The organism is Achromobacter sp. ACRQX, assembly GCF_022346505.1.
GTDB classification, from domain to species: domain Bacteria; phylum Pseudomonadota; class Gammaproteobacteria; order Burkholderiales; family Burkholderiaceae_B; genus Achromobacter; species Achromobacter animicus.
Window position 1 is genome coordinate 113,868 of record NZ_JAKRML010000005.1, and the last position, 26,199, is coordinate 140,066.

18 protein-coding genes are annotated in these 26,199 nt (G+C 65.9%); 9 read left to right on the top strand and 9 right to left on the bottom strand.

Annotated elements, in window-relative coordinates; genetic code table 11:
* The first annotated feature begins 1 nt into the window (after position 1).
* Together MHZ91_RS07060 and MHZ91_RS07065 are read left to right on the top strand one after the other, a co-directional pair.
* Positions 2–271, top strand: coding sequence for a BolA family transcriptional regulator (locus tag MHZ91_RS07060; RefSeq protein WP_218345250.1), 270 nt, complete (start codon positions 2–4; stop codon positions 269–271).
* A 17-nt stretch (positions 272–288) separates the two neighbouring features.
* On the top strand, positions 289–1,065 hold the full coding sequence (locus tag MHZ91_RS07065) for a peptidylprolyl isomerase (protein WP_175122995.1): 777 nt from the start codon (positions 289–291) through the stop codon (positions 1,063–1,065).
* A 293-nt stretch (positions 1,066–1,358) separates the two neighbouring features.
* On the opposite strand, the gene ligA is transcribed toward MHZ91_RS07065, so the two are convergent.
* Genes ligA through smc form a run of 3 tightly spaced genes read right to left on the bottom strand, consistent with a single transcriptional unit; the run spans position 1,359 to position 8,111 of the window.
* The gene (gene ligA, locus MHZ91_RS07070) at positions 1,359–3,458 is read right to left on the bottom strand and encodes an NAD-dependent DNA ligase LigA (RefSeq protein ID WP_175122996.1); all 2,100 of its coding nucleotides are present in this window, start codon (positions 3,456–3,458) and stop codon (positions 1,359–1,361) included.
* Positions 3,458–4,531, bottom strand: a complete 1,074-nt coding sequence (locus MHZ91_RS07075; protein WP_175122997.1) for a cell division protein ZipA C-terminal FtsZ-binding domain-containing protein — start codon at positions 4,529–4,531, stop codon at positions 3,458–3,460. The genes ligA and MHZ91_RS07075 overlap by 1 nt, the downstream gene beginning before the upstream one ends.
* 46 nt (positions 4,532–4,577) lie before the next feature.
* Positions 4,578–8,111, bottom strand: a complete 3,534-nt coding sequence (gene smc / locus MHZ91_RS07080; protein WP_175137319.1) for a chromosome segregation protein SMC — start codon at positions 8,109–8,111, stop codon at positions 4,578–4,580.
* Positions 8,112–8,375: 264 nt separating this feature from the next.
* Here smc and lplT point away from each other — a divergent pair, with 264 nt between their 5' ends.
* The gene (gene lplT / locus MHZ91_RS07085) at positions 8,376–9,689 is read left to right on the top strand and encodes a lysophospholipid transporter LplT (protein WP_175137318.1); all 1,314 of its coding nucleotides are present in this window, start codon (positions 8,376–8,378) and stop codon (positions 9,687–9,689) included.
* Positions 9,690–9,763: 74 nt separating this feature from the next.
* Here the strand turns inward: lplT and MHZ91_RS07090 are convergent, their stop codons facing one another.
* Together MHZ91_RS07090 and tsaB are read right to left on the bottom strand one after the other, a co-directional pair.
* Complete coding sequence (locus MHZ91_RS07090; protein WP_175123000.1) at positions 9,764–10,783, bottom strand: uracil-DNA glycosylase; 1,020 nt, start codon at positions 10,781–10,783, stop codon at positions 9,764–9,766.
* Positions 10,780–12,036 carry a tRNA (adenosine(37)-N6)-threonylcarbamoyltransferase complex dimerization subunit type 1 TsaB gene (tsaB, locus tag MHZ91_RS07095; RefSeq protein WP_175123001.1) on the bottom strand — a complete coding sequence of 419 codons (1,257 nt, stop codon included), beginning with the start codon at positions 12,034–12,036 and terminating at the stop codon, positions 10,780–10,782. The genes MHZ91_RS07090 and tsaB overlap by 4 nt, the downstream gene beginning before the upstream one ends.
* A 131-nt stretch (positions 12,037–12,167) precedes the next feature.
* On the opposite strand from tsaB, the gene ompR reads away from it, so the two are divergent.
* The 4 genes from ompR to MHZ91_RS07115 all read left to right on the top strand — a co-directional run bounded on the left by ompR (position 12,168) and on the right by MHZ91_RS07115 (position 15,538).
* On the top strand, positions 12,168–12,902 hold the full coding sequence (gene ompR / locus MHZ91_RS07100) for a two-component system response regulator OmpR (protein ID WP_003813882.1): 735 nt from the start codon (positions 12,168–12,170) through the stop codon (positions 12,900–12,902).
* 4 nt (positions 12,903–12,906) lie between these two features.
* Complete coding sequence (locus MHZ91_RS07105; protein WP_175123348.1) at positions 12,907–14,334, top strand: ATP-binding protein; 1,428 nt, start codon at positions 12,907–12,909, stop codon at positions 14,332–14,334.
* 60 nt (positions 14,335–14,394) lie between these two features.
* Positions 14,395–14,943 (top strand): peroxiredoxin, encoded by a 549-nt coding sequence (locus MHZ91_RS07110; protein WP_006217982.1) that lies wholly within the window; start codon positions 14,395–14,397, stop codon positions 14,941–14,943.
* Positions 14,944–15,019: 76 nt separating this feature from the next.
* A complete protein-coding gene (locus MHZ91_RS07115; RefSeq protein WP_013392160.1) occupies positions 15,020–15,538 on the top strand; it encodes a carboxymuconolactone decarboxylase family protein in 519 nt (172 codons plus the stop codon).
* Positions 15,539–15,677: 139 nt separating this feature from the next.
* Here the strand turns inward: MHZ91_RS07115 and MHZ91_RS07120 are convergent, their stop codons facing one another.
* The 3 genes from MHZ91_RS07120 to ispD form a co-directional block, all read right to left on the bottom strand.
* Complete coding sequence (locus tag MHZ91_RS07120; protein WP_239213057.1) at positions 15,678–17,777, bottom strand: DUF4344 domain-containing metallopeptidase; 2,100 nt, start codon at positions 17,775–17,777, stop codon at positions 15,678–15,680.
* 207 nt (positions 17,778–17,984) lie between these two features.
* Positions 17,985–18,476, bottom strand: a complete 492-nt coding sequence (ispF, locus tag MHZ91_RS07125) for a 2-C-methyl-D-erythritol 2,4-cyclodiphosphate synthase (RefSeq protein WP_175137314.1) — start codon at positions 18,474–18,476, stop codon at positions 17,985–17,987.
* The gene (gene ispD, locus MHZ91_RS07130) at positions 18,473–19,156 is read right to left on the bottom strand and encodes a 2-C-methyl-D-erythritol 4-phosphate cytidylyltransferase (protein ID WP_175137313.1); all 684 of its coding nucleotides are present in this window, start codon (positions 19,154–19,156) and stop codon (positions 18,473–18,475) included. The genes ispF and ispD overlap by 4 nt, the downstream gene beginning before the upstream one ends.
* Before the next feature lie 29 nt (positions 19,157–19,185).
* Between ispD and mfd the strand changes: the two genes are divergently transcribed.
* Entirely contained in the window at positions 19,186–22,668 is a 3,483-nt protein-coding gene (gene mfd, locus MHZ91_RS07135) for a transcription-repair coupling factor (protein ID WP_239213059.1), read from the top strand.
* A gap of 25 nt (positions 22,669–22,693) precedes the next feature.
* Positions 22,694–23,551, top strand: coding sequence for a phosphoserine phosphatase SerB (serB, locus tag MHZ91_RS07140; RefSeq protein WP_175137311.1), 858 nt, complete (start codon positions 22,694–22,696; stop codon positions 23,549–23,551).
* A 111-nt stretch (positions 23,552–23,662) separates the two neighbouring features.
* Here serB and MHZ91_RS07145 read toward each other — a convergent pair whose 3' ends face one another.
* A complete protein-coding gene (locus MHZ91_RS07145; RefSeq protein ID WP_175123007.1) occupies positions 23,663–25,924 on the bottom strand; it encodes a TonB-dependent siderophore receptor in 2,262 nt (753 codons plus the stop codon).
* Positions 25,925–26,199: the final 275 nt, after the last annotated feature.

Below are 26,199 nucleotides of genomic sequence, written 5' to 3' on the forward strand. Positions count from 1 at the left end.
CATGTCAGAAAACACCGACCGCATCACCCTGATCCGGGAACGTCTTGCCGCCCTGGAACCCGTCAGTCTGGACATCCTGGACGACTCCCATTTGCATGCCGGCCACGAAGGCAGTAAAAACGGCGCCGGCCACTATCGCGTAATCATCGTAGCGCCTTGCTTTGCGGGGCTCTCCGCCGTTGCGCGACACCGGCTGGTGTATCATCATTTGCAAGATTTGATCCCCTATCCGATTCATGCGCTTGCGCTTGACGCCCAGGCTCCCAAATAGAAAGTCAAAGGATATTCATGAAACGCATCGTCATGCTGGCTGCGGCCTGCGTCATCGCCGTGCCTGCTTTTGCGCAGAACGTGGCTACCGTCAACGGTAAAGCCATCCCGCAAAAGAGCCTGGATCAATTCGTCAAGCTCCTGGTCGGCCAGGGCGCCACCGATTCGCCGCAACTGCGCGAACAGGTCAAGCAGGAAATGATCAACCGTCAGATCTTCGTGCAGGCCGCCGAATCCAGCGGCATCGCCAAGCAGGCTGACGTCCAGACCGAAATCGAGCTGGCCCGCCAAGGCATCCTGGTTCGCGCGCTGATGGCCGACTACCTGGCCAAGCACCCGGTCACCGACGCCCAGGTCACCGCCGAATACGAAAAGATCAAGAAGGAACAGGCCGGCAAGATGGAATACAAGGTCCGCCACATCCTCGTCGAAGACGAGAAGAAGGCGAACGACCTGCTGGCACAGTTGCAGAAAAACAAGGGCAAGTTCGACGAACTGGCCAAGAAGAACTCCAAGGACCCCGGCAGCGCCGAAAAGGGTGGCGATCTGGGTTGGGCTCCCCCGACCAACTACGTGCAGCCGTTCGCGCAAGCCGTGACGCAACTGAAGAAGGGCCAACTGGTCGACAAGCCGGTCCAGACCCAATTCGGCTGGCACATCATCATGGTCGACGACACCCGTCCGGTCGAATTCCCGCCGATGGATCAAGTGCGTCCGCAACTGGAAGAAATGCTGCGCCAGCAAACCCTGGCCGACTACCAGAAGCAACTGCGCGAAAAGGCCAAGATTCAATAAGGCCCGCTCTGCTCAGAAAACTGCCCGCCGATCGCGGGCAGATTTTTTTGCGGGCTCGGCAAGGTGCTCAGGTGTCTGACACCCCATAAGATGCCATCTCAAGCTGGCGACAATCTCCTCGGGGTGTCAAACCACCATCCCACGCGCGATCCAGGTGTCAGACACCCTATGAGACGCCGCCGCATGTTGACGACCATCTTCCGCGGGTGTCTGACACCGCCCCAAGCAAGCAACAAAAAAGGGCTGCGCGCCGATGGCGTGCAGCCCTTCATTCAACCGCGGCAGCGTCCAGGCTAGGACACGCCCAACAGCGCCTTCAGCCCGTCTTCATCCAGTACCGGCACGCCCAGTTCCTGCGCCTTGGTCAGCTTGCTGCCCGAATCCTCGCCCGCCACCAGATAGGCGGTCTTCTTGGACACCGAGCCGCTGACCTTGCCGCCGGCCGCCTGGATGTGCATCGAGGCCTCTTCGCGCGTCCAGTTCGGCAGCGTGCCCGTCAGCACGAACGTCTTGCCGGCCAGCGTGTCGGCTTGCGGCGCGGCTTCGGCCACCGGGTTCACGCCCTGCGCCTTGAGCTGCCCGATTACGTCGCGGTTGTGCTGTTCGGCAAAGAAATGGCGGATCGACGCGGCCACGACAGGTCCCACGTCGGGCACCGACGACAAGGCGTCTTCATCCGCATCCATGATGGCGTCGATGCTGCCGAAGTGCCGTGCAACGTCGCGGGCGGTGGTCTCGCCCACGTGCCGGATCCCTAGCGCGAACAGCAGGCGGGACAGATTCGGCGAGCGCGCCTTTTCAATGGCGGCCACCAGATTGTCGGCGGACTTCTGGCCCATGCGGTCCAGGCCCACGAGTTCCAGCGGACGCAGGCTGTACAGGTCGGCCAGCGTCTTGACGCGGCCGCTGTCCACCAGCTGGTCCACGAGCTTTTCGCCCAGGCCTTCGATATCCAGCGCCTTGCGGCTGGCGGCATGCCACAGCGTCTGCTTGCGCTGGGCGCCGCAGAAAAGGCCCCCGGTGCAGCGCGCGATGGTTTCGCCTTCCAGGCGTTCAATGGCCGATCCGCAGACCGGGCATTCCGTCGGCATGACGAATTCGCGTGCGTCCTCGGGCCGCTTTTCCGGGACCGGGCCCAGCACCTCGGGAATCACGTCGCCCGCACGCCGCACGATGACCGTGTCGCCGATGCGCACGTCCTTGCGGCGGATCTCGTCTTCGTTGTGCAACGTGGCGTTGGTGACGGTGACGCCGCCCACGAACACCGGCTTGAGCCGCGCGACCGGGGTGATGGCGCCCGTGCGGCCCACCTGCACTTCGATGTCCACCAGCGTCGTGGTGGCCTCTTCGGCGGCAAACTTGTGCGCCAATGCAAAGCGCGGCGCGCGCGCCACGAAACCCAGCACCTTCTGCGCCGGCAGCGAGTCCACCTTGTAGACCACGCCGTCTATGTCGTAGGGCAGGTTCGCGCGCAAGGCGCCGACCTTGGCGTAGAACGCCATCAGGCCTTCGGCGCCGCTTGCCCGGTGGTTGTGCACGACATTGACCGGCAGCCCTAACGAGGCCAGCCATTCCAGCATGGCGCCGTGGGATTTTTCGGGCAGTTGCGAGGCCTGGTCCGCGCCAGCCGAGGCTTCGTCGAACAGCCCGCTTTGCGAACCGGGCAGGCCCTGGACCTCGCCCCAACCGTAGGCAAAGAAACGCAGCGGCCGCTTGGCGGTAATGCGCGGATCGAGCTGGCGCAGGCTGCCCGCCGCCGCATTGCGGGGGTTCACGAAAATCTTCTCGTCGCGCTTGGCCTGCGCCGCGTTCAGTTTTTCGAAGTCGGCGCGATTCATCAGCACCTCGCCGCGCACCTCCAGCACCTTCGGGGCCGCGCCCTTCAGTTGCAGCGGAATCGCCTTGATCGTGCGGATGTTGGACGTGACGTCCTCGCCCGTCTGGCCGTCGCCCCGCGTGGCGGCCTGCACCAGGCGGCCGTCCTCGTAGCGAAGGCTGATCGCCAGGCCGTCGAGCTTGAGTTCACAGAAGTAGTCCGGCTGCTGCGCCGGACCCAGCAGGCCGGCACCGCGCAGCGTATCGGTGACACGGCGGTCGAAGGCGGCAACCTCTTCTTCGGAAAACGCGTTGTTCAGCGACAGCATCGGCACCACGTGGCGCACGCTGCCAAACGCGGACACCGGCGCCGCGCCCACGCGTTGCGTGGGGGACTCGGGTGTCACCAGTTCCGGGTGCTCGGCCTCCAGGGCCTGCAAATCCCGCATCAGCCCGTCGTACTCGGCATCCGAGACGGAGGGCTCGTCGTAGACGTAATAGCGGACGTTGTGCTGCTCGATCTCGGCGCGCAGCCGCGCGGCGGCTTGCGCCGGATTCTCGCCGGACCCGCTGGCCATCAGGCAAACACGCGCTGGGCGCGCTCGCTGCCGGCGGGCAGGCCCGCTTGTTCAAGCTGGCCGAACAGGACCTGCAGGCGCTCGTCGATGACGGTCTCGGAGCCGTCGGCCAAGGGCTTGCCCTGGTCGTCGACGAGTTCAGCGCGCAGGCGCGAGGCCAGGTCGCGGCCCACGTCGACCATGCGGCCAAACGCGCGGGTGTCGGCCGGGCTGCAAGGCACGTCCAGCAGCAGGTACAGGCGCTCGATGCCGCCCATGCCCGCATCGAAAGCAGCCCCGTCCGCACGGGCCAGCGTGAAGCGGGCCACGCCGTTCTCGTTAGGCCAAGCCAGTCGGTTGCCGTCGGCGACGAATCCCACGTCGCGCGCCACGGCCATGACTTCGGCCGCCGGCTGGGCCGAGCCCAGCAGCAGGGTCAGGCCGACCTGGGTGTCCAGTGCAGCGCAGGTGTCGTCCAGGCGGGCGCCCTGCTCCAGCACGGCCTGCTGGTCGGGACCTTCAATGGTGGCGTCGAAGCGTTCGGCCATGTCCTGGGCGCGGGCCCAGGCCTGCGACCATTCGATCGCGGTCAGCGGACCGCTGCGATTGGCCAGCAGCACGGCAAGCTGCATGGACGCATAGGACTCGCCGGCATGGACGCGCGCGCGGTGGCGGCGCTGGTCGGTTTCGGCGAACACACGCATGGGCTTGCGGCCCACGTTGCGCAGGCTTTGCATGTACGGCAACAGATCCGCGCCGCGCACGGGCTCGGCGAAGTTGACTTCGATGACCACTTCGCAGGCGGGATCGGGTTCTTCGGCGTCGTCGGCATCGCTGCCGGGATCCACCGGCGCGGGCTGGCCGGGCTGGACGCGCGCAGAATCGCCGCCCATGCCGGGTTCGCGCCGGGAAGCACCGGCGGTGGCGGCGCTGGCGCCCGCCACACCCGCGCCCAGCAGCGGATCCTGTTCGGAGGTGGGGAAGTGGCTCTGCATCTTGCGACGGACGCGACGGTCCTGCCACCAGTTGAATCCCAACACCAGCAGTATCAGCAAGACGCCCAGGGCAATCAGCCCGATCTGCAAATCACTCATGTGTAAATCCCGCGCCTGGAAGGCGGCGCCTTTCTCAATATTGGGTTTATGCCGCTTCGGAGGCCATCATCTGGACGGCCGAATCTATGTCTACCGCAACGATACGCGAAACCCCTTGCTCTTGCATGGTTACGCCGATCAATTGCTTTGCCATCTGCATCGCGATCTTGTTGTGCGAGATGAAGAGGAACTGCGTCTGCTCGCTCATGTTGGCGACCAGGTTCGCGTAACGTTCGGTGTTGGCGTCGTCCAGCGGCGCGTCCACCTCGTCCAGCAGGCAGAACGGCGCAGGGTTCAGCTTGAACAGCGCGAACACCAGCGCAGTCGCGGTCAGCGCCTTTTCGCCGCCCGACAGCAGATGGATAGTGCTGTTGCGCTTGCCCGGCGGCTGCGCCATCACCTGCACGCCGGCATCGAGGATTTCCTCGCCCGTCATGCTGAGCTTGGCTTCGCCCCCGCCAAAAAGCTTGGGGAAGAGCTCGCCGAAGTGGCCGTTGACGATGTTGAACGTCTCTTGCAGCAGTTCGCGCGTCTCGCGGTCGATCTTGCGGATGGCGTCTTCGAGGGTCTCGATGGCGGTCATCAGGTCCGCGTGCTGCGAATCGAGGAAGCCCTTGCGTTCGCGCGAGGTGTTCAGTTCGTCGAGCGCGGCCAGGTTGACCGAACCCAGCGCTTCGATCTGGCGCGAGATGCGGCCGACTTCCTGTTGCAGCCAGCTTGCGCGGCGCCATTCGTCGGGCTGGTTGGCCAGGAACTGGGCGAGCTCCTCGCGGTCGACTTCGCGTGCATTGAGCTGTTCGGTGAACTGCTCTTCGGCCAGGCGCGCGGCCTGCTCCTGCAGTTGCAGTTCCATGATGCGCGCGCGGCGCGGCTCCAGGGTCTGCTCCTGTTGCTGGCGGTCTTCGTCGGCGCCGCGCAGCAGCGCGGCCAGGTTTTCGAGTTCCTGGCGGGCGCGCGACAGCGCTTCCTCGCGTTCGGCGCGCGCTTCCAGGGCATCCTGCAGGCCGGCCTGCGACGCGGATGCGTCCAGCTCGGTCAGGTCGCCCATCAGTTGTTCAAGTTCCACCGCGCCGCGCTGGCTCTGGTCGGCGGCCAGTTGCTGGTTGCGTTGCAGGTCGGTGATGCGCACCTGGATGCCGCGTTCGGCGAATTCGGCTTCCTGGGCAGCGCGTTCGAGTTCGCGCAGGCGGGTGCGGGCCGCCTCGGCTTGCGCCGCCAGCGTCTCGCCATCCATTTCAGCGTCGGCAAACTTGGATTGATGCTCGGCCAGCTCTTCGTCCAACGCCTCGAAGCGGGCCTCGGCCTCTTCGCGGGTGGCTCGCAGGTCTTCCTCGTGCGCCTTGATTTCTTCCAGGTCCTGGCGCAGGCGCGAGGCGCGCTCGCCGGACTGTTCGGCCTGTTGCTGCAGCCGCGAGTGTTCCAGCTGGATGTCGTGCACGCGGCGCGTGACCTCGGCCACGCGGGTGCGCGCCGGGGAGATGGCCTGCGACACCTGCTGCCACGCCGCTTCCGCGCGGGCGACTGCGGCGCGGGCCTGGTCGGCGATCAGTTGCTGAGCCTTGATTTCGCGTTGCAGGTTTTCGATTTCCTGCTGGCGGGCCAGCAGGCCGGCCTGTTCGGAATCGGGCGCGTAGAAACGCACACTGTGCGCGTCTATCAGGTGACCGGCCTTGACCACGCAGGCGGCGCCGGCGGGCAGGGTCGCGCGCAAGGCCAGGGCCTGGGTCAGGTCATTGGCCGTATAGACGCCGGCCAGCCATTCGTTGAGCAGCGTGCGCAGGTCGGGGTCGGTGATGCGCAGCAGGCTGGCCAGCGGCGTGAACCCGGCAGGCGCCGTCGGCGCGGGCGCCGCGACGGGCAATTGGTAGAACGCCAGGCGCGCGGGCGGTGCGTCGTCGGCAAAGGCGCGCGCCCAGTCCAGGTTGCGCACCTCCATCGACGCCATGCGTTCGCGCAGCGCCGATTCCAGGGCGGTTTCCCAGCCCGGCTCGACGTGCAGCTTTTGCCACAGGCGCGACAGCCCGGCCAGTTCGTGCTTGGCCAGCCACGGTTCCAGCGCGCCCTGCTTCTGCACGTCCTCCTGCAGCTTCACGAGCGCGGACAGGCGGGCTTCCAGGCGGGCCAGGTTCTGGGCTTCGGTCTGGGCGGCGCCCTGGGCGCGGCTGCGCTCGGCGTCGGCCTCGGGCACACGGCCTTCCAGGGTGGCCAGTTCTTCCTGGGCGGCTTCAAGCTGGTCTTCGCCCGCGGCGCGGTCGCCGGCCAACTGTTCCAGGCGCTCGGGATCGGGGCTGTGCAGTTCGCGCAGTTCCTGCTGGAGGCGCTCGCGGCGCTGGTCCAGGGTCTGCATCTGCCGGTCGGCGTCGCGTTGCGTCTGCGCGACCAGCGCCAGGTTCTGCTCGACGCGGGCGAGCGCCGCGCGCATCTCGTCGCGGCCGGCGGCGGCTTCGCGCACGCGCTGCTCGACCGACGGCAGGCCGGCCTGCGCGTCCTCAGCAGTGGCGCGCGCCTCTTCGGTGCGAGCGGCGGCGGCGGCCAGGTCGTCTTCGGCCTGGGCGATCTGTTCAGTGCAGTGTTCGCGCTGGCTGGTCCATTCCGCAATCTGCTGCTGGAGCTGGTCGCGGCGCGCCTGCAGGCGGTTGCGGGAATCGACCACGTGCCGGATCTCGGCTTCGAGGCGGCTGACCTGGGCATTGGCCTCGTACAGCGCGCCCTGGGCGGTGTGGACGGCGTCGCTGGCGGCGTAGTGGGCCTGGCGCCGGGATTCCAGCGCGGCCTCGCCTGCGCGCAGTCCGGCAATGGCGGCTTCCAGTTCGTTCTGGGCCTGCGCCATTTCCTGCGTCTTCTTGGCGCGTTCTTCGCGCGCCCCGGTTTCCTTCAGGAACCACAGCGAATGCTGCTTCTTTTCACCGTCGGCCTGAAGCTCGCGGTAGCGCGTGGCCACCTCGGCCTGGGCTTCCAGCTTTTCGAGCTGGCTGTTCAGTTCGCGCAGGATGTCTTCGACGCGGGTCAGGTTCTCGCGCGTGTCGGACAGGCGGTTCTCGGTCTCGCGGCGGCGTTCCTTGTAGCGCGACACGCCGGCCGCCTCTTCCAGGAAGACGCGCAGTTCTTCGGGGCGGGCTTCGATCAGGCGGTTGATCATGCCCTGCCCGATGATGGCGTAGCCACGGGCGCCCAGGCCGGTGCCCAGGAAGATGTCGTGGATGTCGCGGCGGCGGACCTGCTGGTTGTTGACGAAATAGCTGCTGGTGCCGTCCCGGGTCAGGACCCGGCGCACCGCGATTTCGGCGTAGGTGCTCCACTGGCCGGCGGCGCGCCCCTCGCTGTTGTCGAACACCATTTCGACCGACGCCCGGGCGGCAGGCTTGCGGTTGCCCGACCCGTTGAAAATGACGTCCTGCATGGACTCGCCGCGCAGTTCCGACGCCTTGGCCTCGCCCAGCACCCAGCGCACGGCGTCGATGATGTTCGACTTGCCGCAGCCATTGGGCCCCACCACGCCGACCAACTGGCTGGGCACGGGGATGACGGTGGGATCGACGAAGGACTTGAAGCCGGCGAGTTTGAGCTGAGTAAGGCGCACAGTACGATGACGACGGGGTGGGTTGAACGAAAGGCGTTAACGGACCTGCCGCACAGATTGCAAACCGGCCCAAGAAGGGCCGGCTCTCATATGGGTCGTATGATACCGCAGGCGGTCTTTACCCAGACGTTGGGGCCGGACAACCCGCGGGCAAACGCGCAATGGCTGGCCGCAACGCTCCGGCTATACTCCCTGACACTTTTTGGCACGACACATAATTTTCACGCGGACTGGCCAGGCTCTGGCCGAAGAACGGGGACATTCTTGAAACGTGGTTTCTATCTGGTCATGGCGGCGCAGGCCTTCTCGTCATTGGCGGACAACGCGTTGTTCATCGCAGCGATCGCCTTGATTCAGGAGTTGCACGGCCCTGACTGGCTGGCCCCCATGATGAAGTGGTCGTTCGCGTTGGCCTATGTCGTGCTGGCCGCATTCGTCGGCGCCATCGCGGACTCCTACCCCAAGGGCCGCGTGATGTTTTCCACCAATGCCCTGAAGGTGGCGGGCTGTCTGCTGATGTTCTCGTACGCCAGCATTGGCGTCGCCCCCGAATACCAGACCTGGCTGGTCTGCGCCGCCTACGGCGTGGTGGGCATCGGCGCCGCCGCCTACTCCCCCGCCAAGTACGGCATCGTGACGGAAATGCTGCCGCCGACCATGCTGGTCAAGGGCAATAGCTGGATCGAGGGCCTGACCGTCTTCTCCATCATCCTGGGCACGGTCCTGGGCGGCCTCCTGATTTCCTCGTCGGTGTCCACCGCTCTGCTCAGCCACTCCTTCATCGGCAGCCTGGTCCACACGCCGGCCGAAGCAGCCATCCTGGTCATCGCCTTTGTCTACCTGCTGGCCGCGCTGTGCAACCTGATGATTCCGCGCACGCACGTGCGCTATCCGCCGCAGCAGAAGAACCCCGTTCGCCTGATCCGCACGTTCTGGGGCTACGTCTGCGTGCTGTGGAAGGACAAGCTGGGCCAGATTTCCCTCGCTGTCACCACGCTCTTCTGGGGCGCCGGCGCCACGCTGCAGCTGATCGTCATCGAATGGGGCCGCAGCCATCTGGGTTACCAGCTCGACAAGGCGTCGATGCTGATGGGCGTGGCCGCGCTGGGCACGGTGGTGGGATCGATCCTGGCCGGGCGCATTCCGCTGCGCCGCGCGCTCGCCGTGCTGCCGGTCGGCGCCATGATGGGTCTCGTCGTGCTGCTGATGCCGCTGGTCTACCAGCCCTGGAGCGTCTATCTTCTCCTGCTGCTGACGGGCGGCCTGGCCGGTTTCTTCGTGGTGCCCATGAACGCCCTGCTCCAGCACCGCGGTCACGTGTTGCTGTCGGCCGGCCATTCGATCGCCGTGCAGAACTTCAACGAACAGCTCAACATCCTGCTCATGGTGGCGATGTACACGCTGCTGCTGTGGCTGGAACTGCCGATCAACGTGATCATCGTCATCTTCGGCACCGTGGTGGCCGTGCTGATGGTGGTGTTCATGCGCTGGAGCAAGCGCAACATGCAGGCCAACCCCGACTTGCATGACCAGATCGGCCAGGAAGGCCACGGCCGCGCGTTGGATTCGACGCACTAGGACAATCGCGCCAAGTGCTTGATGCAGCAACAAAAAACCGGGCAATTGCCCGGTTTTTCTTTGACCCCTGCGCCCTATAGCTCGCGGGCGGCCAGCTTCAGGTCCTGCCAGGCCCGCGCCTTCTCGGACGGGCTGCGCAGCAGGTAGGCGGGGTGGTAGCTCACGATGACCGGGATCTGCACGCCTTCGTCCGTCTTCAGATGATGGACGCGGCCACGCAGGTTGCCGATGGTGGCGTCGGTGCCCAGCAGCGTCTGCGCCGCGAACCGGCCCAGCACCAGGATGCGCTCGGGTTTCAGCAACGCAATCTGCCGCATCAGGTACGGGCTGCAGGCCGCGATTTCCTCGGGCTTGGGATTGCGGTTGCCCGGGGGACGGCACTTGATGACGTTGGTGATGAAAACGTCGCGCTCGCGGCTCATGCCGACCGCCGCCAACATCGCGTCCAGCAACTGCCCGGACCGTCCCACGAAAGGCTGGCCCTGGCGGTCTTCCTGTTCGCCCGGCGCTTCGCCCACGACGAGCCAGCGGGTGGGCTGGGCGCCCTGCCCGACCACCGCGTGACGGCGTCCCTTGCACAGGCCGCACGCGGCGCACGCCACGACCTGCGCCGCCAACTGCTCCAGATTGGCATCCTTGACGGCCTCGGCCACCGGAATGGGCGGCGGCGCCTCTTCCTGGACCTCGACCTTCGGCGCGGGACGCGGCGGGGGGCCGGTGCGGTTCAGGATCGAAGCCGGAATAGCCGATGCGCGGCCAGAAGCCGGCTCTGCCGGGGCAGTGCGCGCAACGGCGGGCGCGGCGACCGGCGCGGCGTCGGCCACCGGAGCAGCTGTCGGGGCATCGAGCCGCGCTTCGACGGGAGTCGGCGCAACAATGGGGGAATGTGGTGCGGTACTCGGACCGCCAGGAGACGCGGCAGCCGGCGTCTGGCCGGGAGTGGCTCCAGACGCCACGGAACCCGCCTTGGCCACCGGCACGGCAGGCGGCGTGCGCAGCCATAGCCGCTCCATGCCAAGCTCGCGCAACCAGATGCGCTGCAACGGGTTGATGCGGGGCGGCGCCGGGCGCGGCGCGGCGTCCATCGGGCTCATGCCGGTGCTCCGTCGGGTTCGCCGAAGCGTTTCTGCATGACGATGGCGTCCTCGCGACCGCCCTTCTCGGCTGGGTAGTAGGCCCGGCGCATGCCGATCTGCAGATAGCCGTGGCCCTTATAGAAACTGATGGCGGACGTGTTGGACGGCCGCACTTCCAGGAGCAGGCCTTCGAGGCCGCGTTCGCGCGCCTGCTGCTCGCACCAGTCGAGCATCACGCCGCCCAGTCCCTGCCGATGCAGGTCTTGGGCCACCGCGATCACCAGCAGATGCGCCACGTCCGGCGCAAACATCAGAATGCAGAATCCCGCCAGCTTGCCCTCCCGCCGCAACGTCCAGGCGCCATAGCCCGACGCCAGCGCGTCCGCGAAGTTTCCGCGGGTCCAGGGAAAGGCCTGCACTTGCGCCTCCAGCGCCACGACCTCGTCCAGATCGGCATCCGTCATGGGCTGCGGGACCGGCGCGGCAAGCGACGGCTGCGCCTTGGGATTGCCGCCCTCGCCGCGCAGGCGCTCGGCGGTGGTGAAGGCCACCTTGTCGCGCACATAGAGCGGCGCCGCCAGCTCGGGCGCCAGCGTTTCGCCGCGCAGCCAGCCCTGGCGGGCAAGCCGCGCCACGCTGGCGGCCTGGGGCCGCTGGGCTTCGGTGGCACGGCGCCATTCGGCGGGCGCGGCCATGTCGGCGGCATAGGCTTCCCAGGCATCGCCAGCCAGTAGCGGCGTCAGCGGCTGCCCGGCGCGGGCCGACCAGTTGGGCAGATGGTGCGCCGTCCAGGGCACGACCTCGGCGGCGGCAATCAGCATCGGAGCTTGAAGCGTTTCCCAGACAGATTCCTCGCCCGCGGCGTCGCCGCGGCGGTAGACTGCCAGATAGACCTCGTTCATGCGGGCGTCCAGGGCCACGACGACAGCGTCGGCGGGGGTGCCATCGACGTCGGCCGCCACGGCCTGGTGCGAAACAATAGGCAACACCGGGATGCCCAGCCCCAGGGCCATGCCCTGGGCGACGCCGCATGCCACGCGCAGCCCGGTGAAGCCGCCGGGCCCCTGCCCGAACGCCACGGCATGCAACCCGGACGGGGTGATGCCGGCCTCGGCGAGCAGCGCATCGGCCATAGGCAGTAGGCGCTCGGCGTGTTCCTGGGATCCTTCGTGTTCGCGGACGCTGATCTCCAGACGGCCGTCGACCGCCCGTAAAAGGGCCACGCCACAACGTGACGACGAAGTTTCCAGTGCCAGCAGGTTTAGTTCCATAGATGCAGATTGTACGAAATAAGCCGCTGTTACCCCCGTGTGTAAGGGGGATTTCAACCAGGGATCGCAATGTGTAATATCTTGTGAACGCCCTCTAGCCCCCGGTTCTTGTCACTGTTACATTTCCGGCCATGAATACGCAAAACACCACCCCCACCCGAAAAATCCTCGTCGTTGACGACGATCCGCGCTTGCGCGATCTGCTTCGCCGGTACTTGTCCGAACAGGGTTTCAACGTTTTCGTTGCCGAAGACGCGAAAGAGATGGGCAAACTCTGGCAACGAGAGCATTTTGACCTGCTCGTGCTGGACCTGATGCTGCCCGGCGAAGATGGCCTGTCCATCTGCCGCCGGCTGCGCGGTGGCCACGACAATACCCCCATCATCATGCTCACGGCCAAGGCGGAAGAGATCGACCGCATCGTCGGCCTTGAGATGGGCGCGGACGATTACCTGTCCAAGCCGTTCAATCCTCGCGAACTGCTGGCGCGCATCAATGCGATTCTGCGCCGCCGCGGCACCGAGGAACACCCCGGCGCGCCCAGCCAGGAAAACGAGTCCATCGCCTTCGGCCCCTACGTGCTGAATCTGTCCACCCGCACGCTCACGCGCAACGGCGAACAGGTGCCCATCACCACGGGTGAATTCTCGGTGCTCAAGGTCTTTGCGCGCCATCCGAAGATTCCCCTGTCGCGCGACAAGCTCATGGAACTGGCCCGCGGCCGCGAATACGAAGCCTTCGATCGCAGCCTCGACGTCCAGATCTCGCGTCTGCGCAAGCTGATCGAGCCGAACCCGTCCAAGCCCGTATTCATCCAGACCGTCTGGGGTCTGGGGTACGTGTTCGTTCCGGACGGTGGTAGCTGATCGGCTGGCCCGCCCGGTGCAGGAGCGCAGCGTCGTGCCGCGCTTGCGCAGAACATTCAGGAACCTGACATCCCGTTTGCGGCTCGGCTTGTTCGGCCGCACGTTCCTTTTGCTCGCCGCGCTGATGCTGGTCAGCCTGGGCGCGTGGCTTCAAGTATTTTTCAGCATGGAGCTGGGACCGCGCGCCAATCAAATGGCGCAGCGGGTGATCACGGCCGTCAATATCACGCGCACCGCGCTGATCTATTCGCATAACGGCGAACGCAGCAAGCTCCTCCTCGACCTGGCCACCAACGAAGGCATCCAGGTCTATCCGCGCGAGGTCACCGACTTCGCCGAAGCCCTCCCCGACGACGACTACTGGCAGCGTGTGGCGCAGCATATCCGCACGCGTTTTGGCCCGGAAACGCAGATTGCCTGGGGCGTGAACCAGGTACCTGGCTTCTGGGTCAGTTTCCAGATAGAAAAAGATCTGTATTGGCTGGTGTTCGAGCGTGAGCAGATCGGTCTTACAGGCGGAATCGAGTGGCTGGGCTGGGGCGCGACGGCGCTGCTGCTGTCATTGGTCGGCGCGGCGGTCAGCGTGGGCTTCGTCAACCGGCCGCTATCCAGGTTGGCGCGGGCCGCACAGGTGCTGTCGCGCGGCGAAACGCCCGCGGCCCTGCCCGAACAAGGCCCGCTCGAGATCCGCGACCTGAACGCGTCGTTCAACCGCATGGCCAAGGACTTGCGCCAGGCGGAGGCCGACCGCGAGCTCATGCTGGCGGGCATCTCACATGACCTGCGCACGCCACTTGCCCGGATGCGTCTGGAAATCGAGCTGAGCGGCGTATCGGAAGACGCGCGGCAGGCCATCGACGAAGACCTCGGCCAGATCGACCACAGCATCGGGCAGCTCATGGAGTACGCCCGTCCCGCCGGCACCCTGCCGCAGCTCGCCACCGACATTTCCGCCGTGCTGGCCGAACTGTACGAACGCGAACGCAGCCACACCGCCTCGCTGGGCGGCGAGCTGGACGCGGCGCTGGAACCTGGCCTGCGCGCCCGCATCACCGCGCTGGATCTGAAGCGTATCGTCAGCAACCTGATCGAGAACGCGCGCCGCTACGGCCGCTCGCCCGATGACGGCATGGCGCACCTGAACATGACACTGCAGGCCGAAGGCAGCATGATCGTCATCGAGGTCTCCGATCGCGGCCCCGGCATCGCGCCCGAAGACGTGGATCGCCTGCTTCGCCCGTTCTCCCGCGGCGAGGCGGCGCGCACCGGCGTCAGCGGCGCGGGACTGGGTCTGGCCATCGTCGAACGCCTGCTCAAACACGTTGGCGGGTCGCTCCGAATGCTGCCCCGAGAGGGCGGCGGATTGACCGCGAGGATAGAGCTGCCCAAAGCCAAGTTTAGGAATTATCAATTAGACAACGATAATCCATAGCGTAGAATTTATGGTTTTGAGGCCTAGCCTCATCTCCACCCAACAACTACGGGAGTAAACATGAAAACTGTTGGCGACAAACTCGAACCCTTCAAGGTCACCGGCGTCAAGCCCGGCTTCAATCAGCACGAAGAAAACGGCGTGTCGGCGTTCGAAGACATCACCGAAAGCTCGTTCCCCGGCAAGTGGAAGGTGATCTACTTCTACCCGAAAGACTTCACGTTTGTGTGCCCGACCGAAATCGTCGGCTTCAACAAGCTGGCCAAGGATTTCGAAGACCGCGACGCCGTCCTGCTGGGCGGTTCGACCGACAACGAATTCGTCAAGCTGGCCTGGCGCCGTGAGCACCCGGACCTGAACAAGCTGGGTCACTACCAATTCGGCGACACCACCGGCGCCCTGATCGACCAACTGGGCGTGCGTGAAAAGGGTGCTGGCGTTGCGCTGCGCGCCACCTTCATCGTTGACCCGGACAACACGATCCAGCACGTTTCGGTGAACAACCTGAACGTCGGCCGTAACCCGGAAGAAGTTCTGCGTCTGCTCGACGGTCTGCAAACCGACGAACTGTGCCCGTGCAACCGTACGGTTGGCGGCGCCACGCTGTAATTTCCAGCCCGGTCCGGACCCTGCCCTGCAGGGGCCCGCGCCGGGCTTTAACTGCGCTAGATTATAGGTAAAAACTATGGAATTTCTTACGACCATTAAGGAACAGCTGCCGGATTGGGCCAAGGACATCCGCCTGAATCTGGACGCCGTGATCGCCCGCTCGACGCTGGCTCCCGAAGACGCCGTGGGCGCCGCCCTGTCCGCCGCCTATGCCGCGCGCAGCCCGGTGCTGGTTGAAGCCTTCAAGAGCGGCCTGTCCGAAGGCGACGCGAATGCCGCCCTGACCGCTTCCGCCCTCATGGGCATGAACAACACCTGGTATCCCTACGTGGAGATGACCGGCGACGCCCAGCTCAAAAGCCTGCCGGCCCAGCTGCGCATGAATGCCTACGCCACCCATGGCGGCGTGGACAAGAAGCGCTTCGAGCTGTTCGCCCTGGTGGCCTCCATCATCGGCAAGTGCCACTTCTGCGTGGCCTCGCATTATGAAAACCTGAAGAACGACGGCCTGTCGACCGAACAGCTGCGCGATGCCGGCCGTATCGCCGCCGTCGTCAACGCCGCCGCGCTGGCGCTGGCCGCGCAAGGCAAGTAAGCGATTCGCCGACCGCAAAAAAGCCCGCCTGCATCATGCAGGCGGGCTTTTCTTTTGTGGGCGACGTTGCGTCGTTTCCGATGACGCGGTTCTGGCCGGCGCCGGGCCCGTTGCCGCAGCCCGGCGAGTCACCGCCGGATTACTTGCCCGCGGCGGGTTTCACCGGCGCAGTGGGCAGGCCGTTGGCGGTCCACGCCTCCATGCCGCCGCGATACCAGTAGGCGCGCCAGCCGAGCGATCCCGCGCGCAACGCGCCGTTGTAGGCCGAGCGGTCATTCATGCCCGCGCCCATGAACACGATGGGCGCGTTGCGCTGCCCGCCGGTCTTCTTCTTCAGCCAGTCGTCCAGCGCGCCTTGCAGATGGTCCGCGACGCTGCCGTCCGACCCGGCATCGGGCAGCGGATAGGCGATGGGCAGCGTGTCCCGCCCCGCGCTGGTGTCGATGATCAGGATGTTCTTCTCGTTATTGATCAGCTTGACCAGGTCGGCCGTGGTGATGACATCGGCGCGTGTGTGCTTGACAGGCGTCGGCCCCCGGTAGGGGGACGAGAACAGCAGGCTGGTCGGCGGCACGCCGAAGTCCTTCAGCTCGTCGAAAGCGCCGGCGGGCAGCGCGGGCATGCCCTGCCCCGCCGCAGGTGCTTGCCGCGGCGCCGTCTGCGACCCGCCACCCTTGTTGGCGACGACCTCGCCACCGACCGTGCCCATTTCGATGTCGGAAATCATCACCGCGATGTTCTCGATCAGCTCGTAGCACATCGTGATCGAGCCCTCGCGCGGGTTGTACCAGGCGTTCAACTGGCCGCAGTCCTTGAACGTCACATTGATCGGCCGCGGCAGGACGTAGGTGTTGCCCAGATCCTTGACGCTGTTGGTGACGGCGTTGGACATGGCCGTCGCGAACAGGTTGCCGATCTTACGCTTGGAGGGTTCCAGCACTACGTTGACCGGCGCGCCGGGCGCGTTGGCCGGTTGCTGGCCGTCCGGCGTCCAGGTGCCCACGCGCGTATGGGGCGCCAACAGGTGGCGCCAGGCCCGGTTCTGCTTGTTGAATTCGTCGGTGCAACGCGCCTTGGTCCGGTCCTCGAACCCGACGTGCTTGACCACGTTCTCGAAGACGGCGGGATTGCCGCCATACATGATGCAGAGCATGTTGCGGAAGCGCTTCAGGTCGCCGGTGTGCTCGTCCTGCCAGGCCGAGTTCGCCGACGCGCCCCGCTTTTCCGCCAGCATGCCGCTGTAGTACCACTGCAGGGCCGCATACGTGGCAGCCTCGCGGGCCATGAAGTTCACGTCCTCGTTGTCGGACGGGTAGATGGTGGGCTCGACGATCCGCAAGGCCGAATACATGTCGACCGCGTCTTCTTCCGCGCCCGTCGACGGCAGTTCCAGCTCGCCGATCAGGGCGTGCCCGAACTCGTGCAGGAAGATGCTGCGCATGATGCCGATGTAGACCGCGACGATGCGCAAGGTGTCCCCGCCGAAACGGGGATATGGGCCGGCGCCGGCCAGCGCCGGACTGTTGTCGGCGGGGGCTTGGGCGGGGGGCGACGCCGCCGACGGCACGCGCGGCGCGCCGGCACTACCCTGTCCGGCATTACCCTGTCCGGCACTACCCCGTCCGGCGCTGCCCTGTCCGGCGGTCCCTTGCGCTCCTACCCCGACCGGCTTGCCGGCCACGTCCGAGACGATCATGAAATCCGCAATGCCAAACGTGCCTTCGTCATAGGCCATGATGCCGATCTCGCTGCCCAGCGCGGCCTCGTCCTCGATATCGCCGATCTTCTGGCCATTGACCAGGAAACGCGCGGCGCCCGGCACCTCCACCACCCGGATGCGGTCGGTGCCGTCCAGCTTGGCGACGTTGGGCACGGACGCGATATCGCGGCGCTTCTGGCCTTCCAGACAGAACAGCAGAATGTTGCGGTCCGCCCGGATCTCCAGCAGGCACAGGCCCTTGCGCGCGTTGTTGTTCAGCGCAATGCCGATGGACGCCTTGGGACTCTTCGAGTTGACCATCACGTTGACGTCGGTGATGCGTCCGCTTTCCGGGGCGGGTCCCGGGTTGATGTAGAACGTCTGCTCGCCGCCCGGGACATCGCTGTTGCGCAGGGTGAACCAGCCGTCCTGCTCGCCGACATGCCAGCCTTGCAAAAGCTGCTGCTTGACCGTGCCGGCCAGTGGACCGAGCTGCTTCTCGTAGGCCGCGTGGGCGGAGGTAGCAAAAGCGGCCAGCACAAAAAGTAGCCCCGCGCCACGTAATCGCATCTGAGTGTCCCTGATTAGTCAGATTTCAAGTCGCGCAGCGTAAGTCAGAACAATGCGGTCCGCTTATTCATTTGTTAAAGATGTATGCCAACGTAAAAGCCGCCCGGCCTGGCGGCTCGGGCGGCTTCGGAATATTGGATAAGCGTGGCGCGAACGCCACGCAGCGCGGCCCGTGCGTCAGGGGTCCGCGCGCGCCAGCAAGGCGACCACGGTGGCCGCGATGCCTTCCTTGCGGCCCAGATAACCCAGGCCCTCGTTGGTCTTGGCCTTGATGTTGACCTCGGATTCGGCCAGGCCGGTGTCGTCGGCGATGTTCTTCACCATGGCAGGCGCGTGCGGGCCAATCTTGGGCGCTTGCGCGTGCAGCGTGGCGTCGATATTGACCGGTGTCCACCCCGCTTTGCGCACGCGCGCCATGGCCTCGCGCAGCAGCACACGGCTGTCGGCGCCCTTGAACGCCGGATCGGTATCCGGAAAGTGCCGGCCGATGTCGCCCAGGCCCGCCGCGCCCAGCAGCGCGTCGGTGATCGCGTGCAGCAGCACGTCCGCATCGGAATGGCCCAAGAGGCCGTGGGTATGGGGAATCGTGACCCCGCCGATGATCAGCGGCCGGCCTTCGACCAGCGCGTGCACGTCAAAGCCCTGCCCGACGCGAAAAGGAATGCTCATAGCCATTTTTCCATCAGTTCAAAATCGTCCGGCCACGTCACCTTGAAGTTGCGCATTGAACCGGTGACCAGCAGCGGCGCATAGCCGGCGGCCTCGATGGCCGAGGCCTCGTCGGTGACGGTGACGCCGTTCACGGACGCGGCGGTCAGCGCATCGCGCAGCACGCCCGCGCGAAACATCTGCGGCGTCTGCGCCAGCCAAAGGCCATTGCGGTCCAGCGTGCGTTCCACGCGATCGTGGCCGCCCTTGACCGTGTCGGCCACCGGCAGTGCAAGCAGCCCGCCGACCGGGTCGGCCAGGCACGCGTCGATCAGCCGCCCCAGCGCCGCGGCGGGCAAGCCCGGGCGGGCCGCGTCATGCACCAGCACCCAGGCATCGTCCGTGACCTCGCTGTCGGCCAGCGCGCCCGCGACCGTATCGGCGCGCGTGGCGCCGCCGCAGGCACGCCAGACGGTGCGCGGCAAGCCCGCCAGCGCGGCGTCGACCCAGCCGTCGCCCGGCGTGACCGCCACGCGCACCTGCGACACGCGTTCATCGGCCAGCAGCGCGCTTACCGCGTGGCGCAGCATGGGCTGTCCGGCCAATGGACGGTATTGCTTCGGAACGGCCTCGTGCCCGGGCCGGCTGGCGCGGGCGCCGACGCCCGCGGCGGGCACGATTGCGATGATTGAGTCAGACATGGTGCGGAGATTTTATAATCGTTCGCTTGATGTCCGCTTCCAGCCTGATGCCCGCCCCTTCCTCCTCCGCCACGGCCGCACCGCCCGTCCCCGCCACGGTCCCCACCCTGTCCGCGCTGAAGCCCGGCACGCGCTATGCGCAGCCCCGGCCGCCGGGCTCCGGCGACGCCTGGCTGCTGGCCGATCTGGCGCGCCAGGCCAGCGCGCCGCTGGTCATCCTGACCGCCGAGCCCCTTGAAGCGCAGCGGCTGGCCGAGGAAATCCAGCTGTTTGCGCCCAGCCTGCGCGTGCGGCAGCTGCCCGACTGGGAAACGCTGCCCTACGACGCATTCTCGCCGCACCAGGACCTGATCTCCGAGCGCCTGAACACGCTGCACTCGCTGATGATGAAGACGGTGGACGTGCTGACGGTGCCCATCACCACGGCGCTGTACCGCGTCGCACCGCCCTCGTTCCTGGCCGCCTACACGTTCTCGTTCAAGCAGAAGGACAGGCTGAACGAAGCGGCGCTGCGCGCCCAACTGACGCTGGCCAATTACAACCATGTCACCCAGGTGACCTCGCCGGGCGAATTCTGCCTGCGTGGTGGCCTGATCGATCTGTTCCCGATGGGCTCGGTGGTGCCGTACCGGCTGGACCTGTTCGACGACGAGATCGAAACCATCCGCAGTTTCGACGTCGACACCCAGCGCAGCCTGTACCCCGTGCGCGAGGTGCAGCTTCTGCCAGGCCGCGAATTCCCGATGGACGAAGACTCGCGCAACCGCTTCCGGGCGCGCTTTCGCGAAGTCTTCGAAGGCGATCCTTCCCGCGCCCTGCCCTATAAAGACATCGGCAACGGCATCCCGTTTGCCGGCGTCGAGTACTACCTGCCGCTCTTCTTTGAAGAAACCGCCACGCTGTTCGACTACGTGGCCGACGGCACGGTCATGGTCACCGTCGGCGACATCGACGACGCGATCCAGCGCTTCAACCGGGACACGACCAGCCGCTACGGCTTCCTGAAAAGCGACCGCGAACGCCCCGTGCTGCCGCCGTCCGCCCTGTTCCTGGACAGCGAATCGCTCTATGGCCGCCTCAAGGCATTCCGCCGCCTGTCGCTGACTGCGGGCCAGCCGCATCCTGACTTCCGGGCCGCGCCCGACGTCAGCGTGGCGCGGCGCGCCGAAGATCCCATCGCCAAGCTGCGCACGCTGGTAGAAAAGCGGCACACCCGCGTGCTGCTGTGCGCCGATTCGGCCGGCCGGCGCGAGACCCTGGTGCAGATGCTGAACGAATTCGGTGTCACGCCGGATGCGCAGCCTGACACCATCGAGAGCTTCCTGGCGTCGGACGCGCATTTCGGCATCGTCGCCTCGCCGCTGGGCATTGGGTTCGAACTGCCCGGCGCCAACCTTGCCTTCCTGACCGAAAACGATCTCTACCCCGGATTGGCGACCACCGGCCGCCGCGGCAAGCGCGACCAGGAACGCGCCAGCAACGTCGAAGCCATGGTGCGCGACCTGTCCGAGCTGCGCGAGGGCGACCCCGTCGTCCACGCCCAGCACGGCATCGGCCGCTATCACGGCCTGGTCAACATGGACATGGGCGAAGGCGAGATGGAGTTCCTCCATCTTGAATACGCCAACGGCAGCACGCTGTACGTGCCCGTGTCGCAACTGCACGTGATCGCGCGCTACAGCGGCGCCGACCCGGAAGCCGCACCGTTGCACCAGCTGGGTTCAGGCCAATGGGACAAGGCGCGCCGCAAGGCCGCCAAGCAGGTCCGCGACACCGCCGCCGAATTGCTGGCGCTGTATGCGCAGCGCGCCGCGCGCGAAGGCTTTGCGTTCAACCTGCCGCTGAACGATTACGAGGCGTTTGCCGAGGGCTTCGGCTTCGAAGAGACGGCCGACCAGGCCGCCGCCATCCAGGCCGTGATCAGCGACATGACCTCCGGCCGCCCCATGGACCGGCTCGTCTGCGGCGACGTCGGTTTCGGCAAGACCGAAGTCGCGCTGCGCGCCGCCTTCCTGGCCGTCGCCAACGGCAAACAGGTGGCGTTGCTGTGCCCCACCACCCTGCTCGCCGAACAGCACGCGCAGACCTTTACCGACCGCTTTGCCGACTGGCCCGTGCGCGTCGTGGAACTGTCGCGCTTCCGCTCGGCCAAGGAAGTCTCCAGCGCCATCGAAGGCATCAACGACGGCCGGGTCGACATCGTCATCGGCACGCACAAGATCCTGTCTAAGGACGTGAAATTCAAGCGCCTGGGCCTGGTCATCATCGACGAGGAACACCGTTTCGGCGTGCGCCAGAAAGAAGCGCTCAAATCGCTGCGCGCCGAAGTCGACGTGCTGACACTGACCGCGACGCCCATCCCGCGCACGCTCGGCATGTCGCTCGAAGGCATCCGCGACTTCTCCGTCATTGCCACGGCGCCGCAAAAGCGCCTGGCCATCAAGACCTTCGTGCGGCGCGAGGACGGCAGCACGTTGCGCGAAGCCCTGCTGCGCGAGCTCAAGCGTGGCGGCCAGTGCTACTTCCTGCACAACGAGGTCGAGACCATCCATAACCGCCGCGCGCGCCTGGAAGAGCTGGTGCCCGAGGCCCGGATCGCCGTCGCGCACGGCCAGATGCCCGAGCGCGAACTCGAACAGGTGATGAAGGGCTTTTACCAGCAGCGCTACAACGTGCTGCTGTGCACCACCATCATCGAAACCGGCATCGACGTGCCCAGCGCCAACACCATCGTGATCCACCGCGCCGACCGCTTCGGTCTGGCGCAGCTGCACCAGCTGCGCGGGCGCGTCGGGCGATCGCACCACCAGGCCTACGCCTACCTGCTGACCCCGGGCGAGGACGCGATCACCAGCAACGCCAAGAAGCGGCTGGAAGCCATCCAGGCCATGGAAGAGCTGGGCTCGGGCTTTTACCTGGCCATGCACGACCTCGAAATACGCGGCACCGGCGAAGTCCTGGGCGATTCGCAGTCGGGCAACATCCAGGAAGTCGGGTTCTCGATGTACAACGAGATGCTCAACGAGGCCGTGCGTGCGCTGCGCGCCGGCGAGGAACCCGACCTGGACGCGCCTTTCAACCTGGCGTGCGAAGTCAATCTGCACGCGCCGGCGCTGCTGCCGTCCGACTATTGCGCCGACGTGCACGCGCGCCTGGCCATCTACAAGCGGCTGGCGCACGCGGCCGACGAAGACGACCTGATCCACATCCAGGAAGAACTGATCGACCGTTTCGGCAAACTGCCCGAAGCGGCGCAGACGCTGCTGGCCACGCACCGCCTGCGCCTCGCCGCCCAACCGCTGGGCATCGTCAAGATCGATGCCAGCGAAGCGCAGGCGCTGATCCAGTTCGGCCCCAAGACCTCGGTCGATCCGGCCCGCATCATCGAGCTTGTCCAGCGGCAGCGGCACATCAAGCTGGCCGGGCAGGACAAGTTGCGCGTCGAGATCAAGGCGCCTCAGCTCCCGGCCCGTGCCGACGCCGTGCGCGCCGTTCTGCGCGCCCTGAAGTAATTCCCGACACCCTTACCCATCCGCCATGACTACCCACAATCTCGTCGTCCAATCCCCCGGCCTCGCCATCGAACATGCGGAGCAGCTTGCCGCGCTGGCCCAGGCCCAGGGCGTGGCGCGCATCAGCAACACCGCCGCCCGCCTGCTCGACGTGCAACACGACGACGAGACGCGCGCCGTGGTGGGCGCCTGGGCCGAAGCGCGCGGCGTCGACGCTGCCTTCGTGCCCGCCGGCCTGAAGCTGGCCCACTGCAAGATCCTGGCCATGGACATGGACTCGACCCTGATCAACATCGAGTGCATCGACGAGATCGCGGGCGTGGTGGGCGTGAAGGACAAGGTGTCGGAGATCACCGAAGCCGCCATGCGCGGCGAGATCAAGGATTTCGCGGAAAGCCTGCGCCGCCGGGTTGCGCTGCTCAAGGGCGCGCCCGCTGGCGCGCTGGACGAGGTCTACGAGGAAAAGCTGCGCCTGAATCCGGGCGCCGAGCGTCTGATCACCACGGCCCAGGCCGCCGGCATCAAGGTGCTGCTGGTGTCGGGCGGCTTCACCTTCTTCACCGAGCGCCTGCGCGCCCGCCTGAACCTGGACAGCGCTCATGCCAACACGCTCGAGATCGAAAATGGCGTGCTGACCGGCCGCGTGCTGGGCGACATCCTGGACGCCGACGCCAAGGCCACGCACCTGCGCGAATTCGCGCGCACGCACGGCGCCTCGACGGACCAGATCATCGCCATGGGCGACGGCGCCAACGACCTGAAGATGCTGGCCAACGCCGGCTTCCCTGTGGCCTACCACGCCAAGCCGCTGGTGCGTCAGCAGACGCGCTATGCGCTCAATGTCTCGGGATTGGACGGCGTGCTGAACTGGTTCGAAAGCTGATCCTGCGACAGGGTGTCAGACACCGGCCCCCTTCCCCAAAGCAAAAGCCACCTCAATAAATGAGGTGGCTTTTTTTATGCAAGTCGGCGCCGCGGACGCGGCGCCCCTTGATCAGTACCGCACGCGCAGCGACAGCAGCGCCGCCCGGCCCGTGCCCAGCGCCGCATAGTGCGCGGCATAGGCCTTGGTGTAGTACGTCTCATCGAAGATGTTCAGCACGTTCAACTGCGCCGAGAAGTGCTCGTTGAATTCGTAGCCGGCCATCGCGTCGAAGCGCCAGTACGAAGGCACCCAGCGCGCCTTGGGCGTACCGTCGGCGTTCTTCGTGGCGTCCGAGTTGCCGTACACCTTGTCGACGTAATACGCGCCGCCGCCCACCGTCAGCTTGGGCAGGACCTTGTAGGTCGTCCACAGGCTGAAGGCGTTGCGCGGCGTGTTGGGCAGGTCCTGGCCGACGGCGCCGCTGTTGTACGCGCCCTTGGTCATTTCGCTGTCCATGAACGTATAGCCGCCGAACACGTTCCACTTGGGCGTGATGGCGCCCGAGAATCCCAGTTCGATGCCGCGCACCTTGGCTTCGCCAACCTGCGCCACTTCGGTCGCGGACACGGCCACGCTGGTGTTCTTGCGGATGTCCTGGAACGCCGCGGCCGACAGCGTCAGCTTGTCGTCGAACACCTGCCACTTCGTGCCCAGCTCCACGGTGCGGCTCTTTTCAGGTTCCAGCGAAGACGTCGACAGTGACGTCGCATCGCTGATCGCGCCGCCGGCAATGGCGGACGGCGTGGACGAGGTGCCGTACGTGGCATAAATGGTGCCGTTGGGCACCGGTTTGTACGCCAGGCCGACCTGGTAGTTGAAGAGGTTGTCCTCGCGGCTCGTGCTGTAGAACGCGGGCGTGCTGGCCGGATCGCTGCGGCCGCGCGCGATGTTGCTGCCGCTGGTGCGGTAGTTGTCCCAGCGCGCGCCCAGGCTCGCCTGCCATTGCTCGTTGAACTTGATGGTGTCAAAGCCGTAGAGCGCCAGCGTGTCCGTGTTATAGACGGCGGGATTGTTGTTGCGCGTCAGCTTGCCGGTGTAGTCGTCGTGGGGATTCGGATCCCACAGCGACGTGCACAGCGCCGGGTTCGACAGGTCGGTTGCGCTGACCTTGCAGTCCATCGGGCCGCGGGCGATCGTCTGGGTGTAGCTGTCCTTGTCCTGCTTGATGTTGCTGTACTCAAATCCCAGGTCGAACGAGTGCTTCAGGCTGCCGGTCTCGAATTCACCCGTCAGGTCCGTCTGGTTGGCGAAGGTCTTGGTGACGTAGTAGCCGGACTTGAGCGCACGGTACACCAGGCCGTTCGGGATGTTGCCCTTGCTGTCGTCGGGATTGGTCGCTGCAAAGTCGGTCGTGCCGCGGCCATAGCGCGTCACGTTGCGCAGTTGCAGCTTGTCGGAAAAGTCGTGCTGGAAGTCCACCGTGGCGACGTCATCGCGCGTCTTCATGAAGTCGCGCCCGGTCAGGCCGTAGAACGACTTGCGGCTCACGCCCATCGTCTCCGTCACCGGCTGGCCCGACTTCGGGTCATACGGAATGGAGTAGTCGGGCATGCTGTCGTCTTGGTAGTGGTAGTAGCTCAGCGTGATGCGGGTCGGCGTGCCCACGCCCAGCATCAGCGACGGCGCAACGCCCCAGCGCTCGAAGTCCACGGCGTCATCGCGGCCCGGCGTGTCGCCCTTGTTGCCCATTACGTTCAGGCGGAATGCCGCCTTGTCCCCCAGGCGCCAGTTGCTGTCGATGGTCGCGCGGTAGTTGTTGTCCGTACCGATCTGCGCCGTGGCTTCGGTGAAGTCCGTGGTCTTGGGCGCTTTGCTGACCATGTTGATGCTGCCGCCCGCGCCGCCCCGGCCCGAATACACCGAGTCCGGCCCCTTGATGATTTCGACCTGCTCCAGATTGAACGTATCGCGCACCTGGGTGCTGCTGTCGCGGATGCCGTCCAGGAAAATGCTGCCGGCGGAATTCTGGCCGCGGATGATCGGCAGGTCGCCGCCCGGACGGCCGCCTTCGCCGGCGCCGAACGTGATGCCCGGCGAGTTGCGCAGCACGTCCTGCAAGGTCGACGCGGCCTGATCCTGGATCACCTGCTGCGGCACAACCTGCACCGTCCGCGGCGTGTCCAGCAAAGGCGCGGTCATCTTCGGCGACTGCGCGGTCGAGGTCTGATAGGACGAGCTTTCGCCCTCGACGCGGACAGGCGACAACTGCGTCACGCCGGTGTCGGCGGACTGGGCTGCGGCATAGGGGCTGACGAACAACGCGGGCGCGGCAATGGCGGCGGCCAGCGAGGTGGCGAGCGTATTCAGCGAATACGAATCTTGGGGCTTCAAGCGGACTTCTCCAGAACGTAAATAACAACGATTCTTGTTTTTTTGTTGTTTGCGATTCTGAACGGAGGCGCTGAATGAAACCTGAATGAAAGCCCCTTCCAAATCAAAAGGATAAAAAAACAACAGCTTTGATCTTGCTCAAAATTCTGAACGGATCGGGGATCAAAAAAGGGGCGGATTGCGGCCGGATTTTGCGCGAGGCAGAGTCGACGCGGAGGTTGCTGCACACATAAAAAAACGCCCCGATCGGGGCGTCTTGGTGCGTCCATGTGCAG